The organism is Thioclava sp. SK-1 (assembly GCF_001705665.1).
Classification (GTDB): domain Bacteria; phylum Pseudomonadota; class Alphaproteobacteria; order Rhodobacterales; family Rhodobacteraceae; genus Thioclava.
Genome location: NZ_MDHA01000009.1, coordinates 46946 through 55067, shown reverse-complemented (window position 1 = coordinate 55067; position 8122 = coordinate 46946). Strand labels below are relative to the sequence as shown.

Annotated in this window: 6 protein-coding genes, 1 tRNA gene and 1 pseudogene; 5 read left to right on the top strand and 3 right to left on the bottom strand. The window is 56.6% G+C overall.

Annotation, left to right across the window (positions count from 1 at the left end; translation table 11 throughout):
* Positions 1–181 precede the first annotated feature (181 nt).
* A pseudogene (locus BFP70_RS21535) lies at positions 182–520 on the top strand (tyrosine-type recombinase/integrase); the annotation flags it as partial.
* Between the two features lie 280 nt (positions 521–800).
* Here BFP70_RS21535 and BFP70_RS00355 read toward each other — a convergent pair.
* Positions 801–884: transfer RNA gene (locus tag BFP70_RS00355), tRNA-Leu, on the bottom strand.
* Between the two features lie 135 nt (positions 885–1019).
* Between BFP70_RS00355 and BFP70_RS00350 the strand changes: the two genes are divergently transcribed.
* The 4 genes from BFP70_RS00350 (at position 1020) to BFP70_RS00335 (ending at position 4897) form a co-directional block, all read left to right on the top strand.
* Positions 1020–1523 (top strand): Hint domain-containing protein, encoded by a 504-nt coding sequence (locus tag BFP70_RS00350; protein WP_083217261.1) that lies wholly within the window; start codon positions 1020–1022, stop codon positions 1521–1523.
* 238 nt (positions 1524–1761) lie between these two features.
* The gene (locus BFP70_RS00345; RefSeq protein ID WP_066009054.1) at positions 1762–2199 is read left to right on the top strand and encodes a MarR family winged helix-turn-helix transcriptional regulator; all 438 of its coding nucleotides are present in this window, start codon (positions 1762–1764) and stop codon (positions 2197–2199) included.
* The gene (locus tag BFP70_RS00340) at positions 2199–3824 is read left to right on the top strand and encodes a hypothetical protein (protein WP_066009052.1); all 1626 of its coding nucleotides are present in this window, start codon (positions 2199–2201) and stop codon (positions 3822–3824) included. The genes BFP70_RS00345 and BFP70_RS00340 overlap by 1 nt, the downstream gene beginning before the upstream one ends.
* Positions 3821–4897, top strand: a complete 1077-nt coding sequence (locus tag BFP70_RS00335) for an HlyD family secretion protein (RefSeq protein WP_141693045.1) — start codon at positions 3821–3823, stop codon at positions 4895–4897. The genes BFP70_RS00340 and BFP70_RS00335 overlap by 4 nt, the downstream gene beginning before the upstream one ends.
* A gap of 23 nt (positions 4898–4920) precedes the next feature.
* Here the strand turns inward: BFP70_RS00335 and BFP70_RS00330 are convergent, their stop codons facing one another.
* Both BFP70_RS00330 and BFP70_RS00325 read right to left on the bottom strand, forming a co-directional pair.
* Positions 4921–6810 (bottom strand): bifunctional sugar phosphate isomerase/epimerase/4-hydroxyphenylpyruvate dioxygenase family protein, encoded by a 1890-nt coding sequence (locus BFP70_RS00330; RefSeq protein WP_066009050.1) that lies wholly within the window; start codon positions 6808–6810, stop codon positions 4921–4923.
* 36 nt (positions 6811–6846) lie between these two features.
* A complete protein-coding gene (locus BFP70_RS00325; protein WP_066009049.1) occupies positions 6847–8121 on the bottom strand; it encodes a TRAP transporter large permease in 1275 nt (424 codons plus the stop codon).
* Position 8122 lies beyond the last annotated feature (1 nt).

Sequence of the window (8122 nt, the reverse complement as noted above, 5' to 3'; positions counted from 1 at the left end):
GGCTGGGTCGATTGGTTTAATCACCGGCGCTTGCTCGGCCCTATCGGAAACATACCGCCAGCAGAGGCTGAACAGAACTTCTATGCACAGCGCGACGTGCTCGATATGGTCGCGTGAAATGAAGCTATAGGTCTCCGGTAAACCCGCGGCGATTCAGGGGGGCTCCTACCAGGCGTGGCCTATGGCCAAACTGGAAGCCTATGAACGGCACTGCGAAGAGCACGGCCTGTCGGTCGCTCACACCATCTATGAGCTTGCAATTGGTACGGGGCAGCGGCTTGGCGATTGCGTTGCGATGAAGTGGGATGACTTCGACGGCGAGTACATGTTGGTCATCCAGCAGAAAACCAACGTGAAAATAGAGGTCTATTGCCCGGCACGGTTGCAGGCATATCTCGCGGGGCTTCCCCGACGCGGGGACCACATTCTTGCCAAGAATGCGACTGAACCACTTGGCAAGCGGCAAGTGCAGAAGGTCGTAGAGGACGTGCGCGAATCGAATGGCGTCAAGGATGGGGATGACCGGTTGGTGCCGCACGGATGGCGCTACACGGCGGCCAAAGAATTGGCGGAGCGGGAGTCGATATCCGCGATATTCAGTCAGTCACGGGGCACAAAACCCTTGATATGGCGCAGAAATATGCCTCAGGCGCGGATCAGAAAAAGGCGTCGAAACGGGCTCAGCAGAAGCGGGAACGAAACAAAGACAAACCGGGAAAGTGCGAAAAAAATTGCGAAACTGTTCCAGTTTCGGAGCGTCCACAAACGGAGAACTCAGAAAATGATCAACGATTTCAATATGGTGCGGGTGAAGGGACTCGAACCCCCACGCCAAAGGCGCCAGAACCTAAATCTGGTGCGTCTACCAATTCCGCCACACCCGCACTGAGCGGCCTTTTAGCAACGCTTTACGGTAGAAGGAAGAGGGAAAGTCAAAAAAACTCGAGCTTGCCCCGTTATCGACGTAATTAAAATAAATAATCATAAAAATCAAAGTTCAGGCAGAGCAGGTCGGGCGAATGGTACATAGGTTTACACAAGACAACGGTCGGACTGTGTCCACCGGCTTGGAAGATATGCAGCTTGCGCAGGATATGGTCGTTTTGACCGGGATTGCGCAGGGGGCGACGGTATCGACGCTGGAAGGTGATCTTCCGGTTGAATATCTTACGCCTGGTGATCGGGTCATCACCCGGTCCGGGGCGCGTGTGTTACGCGCAGTGACTGTTACCCAGGTTGAGGCGCCGATGATTCGCGTTCAAGCCGGGTCACTTGGCCATGGCCGGCCCGGACAGGATCTGTTGCTGGGGTCGGAGACCCGGGTTTTGCTGCGGGATTGGCGTGCTAAAGCATTGTTTGGTCGGGATCAGGTTTTGATCGAAGTCGCAATGTTGAAAGACGGCCGCTATGTCGCGGAAGTCTCTGCGCACACCAACATGTTTTCACTGCATTTCGACATGCCTGAGGTCATTTATGTGGATGGCGTCGAACTTGAGGCTGATCCAGAGATCACCTGCAGCTGAATGATCCTGTAAAAGCGGTGGCTGCCCATGTGTCAGCCCCTCGCTGAAGTGCCATAAGACGCGTAGGCGCTGCCTGCGCTAGGCATCACTTGCGCATCTGCCCCCTTCATCTCGCCCTGCCCTGCCATTTCGCGGGGTTGTTCGCGGTCTCTCATCACTGTGATGCCACGAACGCTTGCCAGCCGCGCCTTGCCGAATTAGATAGCATGACAATCGTTAGCAGGCTAAAGGTGTTGTGATGCGACAGTCCACTCTTCGCGCCGGGTTCTTCCGGGATCTGGTCACCATCGCCCGCAAGATGCGCACAGTGTTTGATGGGCGTGCAGCCGAGCACGGGCTGACATATGCGCGCGCCCGCATCCTGCTGCAACTGACCACCAAAGACACAATCGGGCAATCCGAACTGGCCGAGGCGATGGAGGTCGAACCGCCCACAATGGCGCGCCTGCTAGAGGCGATGGAGGACTGCGGGCTTGTAACGCGCACAATTGCCCCAAAAGATCGCCGGCAACGGAATGTGCATCTGACCCCCGCCGCACAAGATCAGGCGGCCGTGGTTCTGGCGATGACGCGTAAACTGCGCATGGAACTGACAGAAGGGATACCCCCGCAAGATTTGGAAACGGCGCGCGACGTGCTGGCCAAAGTTCTTGTCAATGCATCAAAGGTGGCGTGATGGCAGATGATACCACCGCTGCACCGCCACCGCCCCCCCCTGCCATCAGCTCGCTGCGCGCAGCAGGCTATATGTTGACCGCTGTCGTGTTGGCGCTGGCACAGGGGTTTGGGCAAAATATCGTGTCCGCCAATGTGCAGCAATTGCAAGGAACGTTTGGCGCGACTTTGGCCGAGACCTCATGGTTGGTTGCCGCCTATATGGCACCGAATGTGTCGTTATCTGTGGCCTTGGTGAAAATCAGGGCGCAGTATGGGTTGCGCAATTTTGCCGAGCTGTCGATCCTTGGTTTTTTGCTGGCCGCTTTGTTAAACTATGCGGCCCAAGGCTTGATACCCAATGTCGCGGTGCGCTTCTTATCCGGCGTTGCCGCCGCGCCGATGACCTCACTGGCATTTTTATATATGCTTGAGCCCCTGCCCCCGGCACGCAAGATCACGCTGGGCCTGTCATGTGCATTGACGCTGATATTTCTGGGCAGTCCGCTGACGCGGTTGGTATCGCCCTATCTGTTGGACATGGGTTTGTGGCATGGGTTAACCAATGTGGAACTGTCACTGGCAGCAATCGGGTTTGGCCTGATCTATCTGCTCCCGCTGGCGTCCCCCCCGCGTAGTAAAGTGCTGGAGTCAGCTGATTTGATCTCCTTCACATTATTGGCCTTTGGGATGGGATCAATGGCCGTGGTCTTTACACTGGGCGCAACCTATTGGTGGTTGACGCAGATGTGGATCGGCTGGTTGCTGGCCGCCGCCATTGCCGCCATCGCGATTTCGGTGGTGATTGAGCTGAACCGCAAAGCGCCGCTATTGGACATTCGCTGGATCACCAGCCCGGCCAATCTGCATTTTGCAGGTGCGATCTTGCTGTTTCGCTTTTTGCTAAGCGAACAAGGTGGCGGCGCCGCGAAATACCTCACCGCGCTTGGCTATCAAAACAGTCAGATGGCTGGGCTGTGGATTGTGATCGCAGCGGGCACCGCGCTGGGTGGGCTGATCTGTGCCGTCACGATGAAACCGGGACGAGAGCCGTGGTTCCACGTTGTCGCATTGTTGCTGTTGATCGCGGGATCGATCCTGGATAGCCAGTCAACATCTGCCGCGATGCCCGAACAATTCTACCTGTCACAAGGGATGATCGGCCTGGCCTCTGGCCTGTTCCTACCCCCCGCGATGATGCGCGGATTTATGGCGGCATTTGCCAAGGGGCGTGACTATATCTTGAACTTTATCATCATCTTTCTGGTGACACAGAAGCTGGGCGCATTGATGGGCAGCGCGCTGTTTGCAACCGGGATCAAAATCCGCAGCGCGCAGCATCTGGCCGATCTGTATGCCGGGCTACCTGCCACCGATCCGCAGGTGACAGACCGTATCAGCGCCGTCGCCCAACAGCTAAGCCCAGTGATCGGTGACGCCAGCCTTAGCAGCGCGCAAGCCAGCGCACAGCTTGCCAGTGCTGCCAGCACTCAGGCAACTGTTCTTGCCTATAACGACGCGTTTGCCACAACGGCACTCGCCGCCAGCGTGACTTTGCTGGCCCTTCTTATCCATATCGCAATCGACGCCGACCGTGCGCGCCGTTCGACCGCCAACCAACCCAGCGCAGGGGAGCAAACATCATGAATACCATCAGCCGCCACATTGCCACAATCGTCGCCGTCCTTATCGGACTATGCGGTGTTTTGGGAATTTTATACGCATGGAACCTGCCGCCGTTTCAACAGACCACGCGCCTGACCGATGACGCTTATGTGCGCGGTCAGGTCACCTATATTTCGTCTCAGGTGGCGGGAAATGTCGCGGATGTTCCGGTGCAAGATTATCAACAGGTCAAGAAAGGCGATCTTCTGCTTCAAATCGATGACACCAGCTACCGTCAAAGCCTGGCACAGGCACAGGCACAGCTGGAAGCGGCACAGGCCAATGTGTCTGCTCTGGAACAGACCCGGCGCACCGACCAGGCGCAGCTGGCATCCGCACAGGCCGGCGTTGCCTCGGCGCAGGCGGCGCTAAACACCGAAAAAGCCAATCTTGACCGCTCCGATGCGTTGATCAAACGCGGCGTGATCACACAACAAGATGCCGATGCCGAAAAACTGACTTATGAACAGGCCAAAGCGACGTTGTCACAGGCCAAAGCCGAAGTCGAAGTGGCACAGCAAACCGTCAATTCTATTATCTCGCAACATGCCGCGCTGGCGGCCGCGGTGAAACAACAAGAAGCTGCGGTGGCTCTGGCCCAGATCAACCTATCGCATACGAAAATCGTCGCACCTGTCGATGGGACGTTGGGCGCGGTCTCGGCCCATACCGGGCAATATGTCTCGGCGGGAACCCGTTTGATGTCCATCGTTCCCAACACGATCTGGATCGTGGCGAATTTCAAGGAAACGCAGCTTGCCGGGATTGAAATCGGTCAACCTGTTACATTCACGGTAGATGCGCTAAATAATGCGGTGCTGACCGGAAAAATTGAACGATTTGCCCCCGCCACAGGGTCAGAGTTCAGCATCCTTGCGTCCTCCAATGCGACCGGAAACTTTGTGAAAGTGGCCCATAGATTGGCAGTGCGGATCACGATTGATCCCAACCAGGCCCTTGCCGCACAGCTTGCACCAGGCATGTCGGTTGTGGTGAGCGCGGCCATCGCGCAGACAAAAGCCCCGGAAACATCCGGGGCCGCTGCGAACGGTTAAATCAAAAATGGCAGTGCCAGGGCTTAATGCTCTGGCATGCCTTTGGTCCGGCCAAGGCGCTTTTGCGCGGCAATACGGAACGGCGCATTCGGACCGCCAAAACCGCGATAGCCATTCGCACGCTGGACGAATTCAAAGAACACGCCACCCGCCACACGCTGCGAAAAGACCTGAAAGAATTCACCACGATCGTCACGGTCGAACAAGATGTTATGCGCCTGCATCCGCTCCATCAGACCGGGTGGAAAATCAAACCTTGCGGCCAGATCGCTGTAATAATTCTCAGACATTTGCAGCGCCTCAAACCCGCGGGCCTCCAGTGCCTCAACCGTGCGGAAAATATCATCGCTGCGCAGCGCAATATGCTGAACCGAGGCGCCAAAACTGCGCGCCAGAAATTCGCCCGCAAGGGTGCGATGTGTCTCCGCCCCGTTCAACGTCAGCCGGAACGAGCCATCGTCATTTTCCACAACCTGACTGCGCACCAACCCATCGGGGTCAATCACATCGACCATCGGGGATTTTTTCATGTCAAACAGCGTGCCGTAGAACAACGCCCAGCTAAGCATCTCATCATAGCTCATGGTTTGGGCCAAATGGTCAATTGCCTGAACGCCGGTGTCGGCAAGGCTGGCATTTTCAACGGGCTCGAATTCCACATCCCAAACGCGCGCGCCGCCCTCTGCGTCACCGATGAAATGCAAGACAGAGCCACCCAGCCCCCGAATGGCGGGCAATTTCATTTCACCCGGTGCTAATGGCTGTTCAAACATATCCGCGCCCAAGACTGTCGCCCGCGCGACCGTATCCTCTGCCGAAGCGACCTTTAGGCCGATATCACATACCGATGTACCACGCGCATTCCACGCGTGCGCCGCATGACCTTCGGTTTCACAATTGAGCACGATCCGCGCATCGCCTTGCTGCCACAGCTCCAGCGCCTTATTGCGGTGACGCGCAGCTTTGGTGAAGCCCAACGTGGTCAGGAATTCCGACAGGTTTGCAACTTCGGCACCCTGCACCGCAAATTCCACAAAGGACACGCCATCGGTCGCCACACGTTCCGGGATGGTTGGCAGGTCAAACCCTTTGACCGGCTCCACGCGGCTGACATCATCCATCAGCGCGACAAGCGAACGATAGCCATCTTGCGCAATGGTGCGCGGATTGCCACCGCGGAACTGATCATTGAAAATCTCAAGGCTGATCGGCCCGGTATAGCCCGTAGCGCAGACCGCTTGCATGAAGCGCTGCACGTCCAGATCGCCCTCACCGGGCATATTGCGGAAATGGCGCGACCAATACAGCAGATCCATATCGATCTTAGGCGCATCGGCCAGCTGCACAAAGAAGATTTTGTCACCGGGGATGGAGCGGATGCTTTCAGGATCAATCCCGCGTCCCAGCGTGTGGAAACTGTCCAAAATAATGCCGACCTGATCGTGATCGGCGCGGCGCACGATTTCCCACGCATCGCGATGATCGTTGACATGGCGGCCCCAGGCCAGCGCCTCAAACCCGACACGCACGCCCATGGATTTCGCCAGATCGCCCAGTTGCGCCAGATCATCGGCGGCCCGGTCAATCCCGCCTAAAGACCGTGGATGGCACGAGGAGCAGATCAAGATCAGATCGGTCCCCAGCTCATTCATCAGTTCAAACTTGCGCCGTGCCCGGTCAAAGGCTTTCGTGCGCTCTGGCTCCGGCAGGCATTCAAAATCACGAAATGGTTGGAACAAGGTGATGTCCAGACCATGATCCCGGATCATGCGGCCCACATCACGCGGGCCGCCATCATGTGCAATGAAATCCTGCTCGAATATCTCAATTCCAGAGAAGCCTGCTTTCGCAATAGCATCGAGTTTTTCAGGCAAGGAACCGGAAATCGAAACGGTCGCGATAGAGGTTTTCATAGAATTTCCCTTAAGATGGTTCGAGCAGGTTTCAGATCAATAGCCGAGAATAGTTGGCAAGAAGGTAACCGTCTGCGGCACGAAGGTCAGGATCAACAGGACCAGCACCTCGACGAAGAAGAACGGCATGATCGCTTTGATCAAGCGGGCCATGCCCACCTGCGCCACGCCTTCGGCCACGAATAGACACAGACCCAGCGGCGGTGTGATCAAGCCGATCATCAGATTGAAGATCACCAAGATACCGAAGTGAATTGGATCAATCCCCAGGCTGACTGCAATCGGGTGCAAGATCGGCACCAGGACCAGCATCGCGGCAATACCTTCCAAGAACAGGCCAACCAGTAGGAACAAGACAATCACGGCCAACAAGAACGCAGTCTGGCTGTCGACATTGGTCAAGACCCAGTCGGTCAACATATTTGGCACGCGGTTATAGGTCAGCAACCAGTTGCCCGCCGAAACAGTGGCAATGATGATCAATATGATTGAGCTGTCGCGCATCGCATCGCGGAACAGGGCCGGCAAGCGGTTGATCTGAATGTTGCGATACACAAAGACGCCCAGGAACAGCGCGTACGCCACGGCAAAGCTGGCAGCTTCGGTCGGGGTCACGATGCCCAACAGGATCGACCCGACCACGAAGACCGGCATCAAAAGCGGCAAAATCCCCGCCAAAAGCGCCTTACCCGCAGGGGTTTGGTTCAGCGCGGTCTGTTGCATCTTGGCATCGACCTTCACTGTCAGCATCACATATATGGACAGGAAAATCGCCAACAAGATCCCCGGAACAACACCAGCCATGAACAGCGCCGGCACCGAAACGCCCGATACGATCAGCGCATAGATGATGACCGGGATGGACGGGGGGATGATAGGCCCGATGACCGAGGATGCCGCCGTCAACGCTGCGGAAAATGCACGATCATATCCATTCTTTTCCATTTCAGGGATGAACACGCGGCCAATGGCCGATGTATCTGCAACCGCAGACCCCGACAGGCCCGCGAAAATCACCGATGCCCAGATATTGACCAACGCCAAGCCTGCACGCATCCGGCCCACGATCACATTCGCAAAGCCGATGATACGGCCTGTGATACCGGATTCATTCATCACCTCACCGGCAAGAACGAACAGCGGGATCGCCAGCAGCGGGAATGAGTTCAGGCCTTTGAACATTTCCGTCGCAACGATGCGCATTGCATAGGGCGCTTCGCCCGTCGCCATGAACACCAACAGGGCGGCAATGATGGCAACCGCGATAGGAACCCCGATCAAAAGCCCCGCAATAAGAAGAACGAACACCATC

Excerpts from the sequence above, each read along its gene's own strand:
- BFP70_RS00350 (WP_083217261.1), top strand. The coding sequence starts at position 1,020 with ATGGTACATAGGTTTACACAAGACAACGGTCGGACTGTGTCCACCGGC.
- BFP70_RS00345 (WP_066009054.1), top strand. The coding sequence starts at position 1,762 with ATGCGACAGTCCACTCTTCGCGCCGGGTTCTTCCGGGATCTGGTCACC.
- BFP70_RS00340 (WP_066009052.1), top strand. The coding sequence starts at position 2,199 with ATGGCAGATGATACCACCGCTGCACCGCCACCGCCCCCCCCTGCCATC.
- BFP70_RS00335 (WP_141693045.1), top strand. The coding sequence starts at position 3,821 with ATGAATACCATCAGCCGCCACATTGCCACAATCGTCGCCGTCCTTATC.
- BFP70_RS00330 (WP_066009050.1), bottom strand. The coding sequence starts at position 6,810 with ATGAAAACCTCTATCGCGACCGTTTCGATTTCCGGTTCCTTGCCTGAA.
- BFP70_RS00325 (WP_066009049.1), bottom strand. The coding sequence starts at position 8,121 with ATGGTGTTCGTTCTTCTTATTGCGGGGCTTTTGATCGGGGTTCCTATC.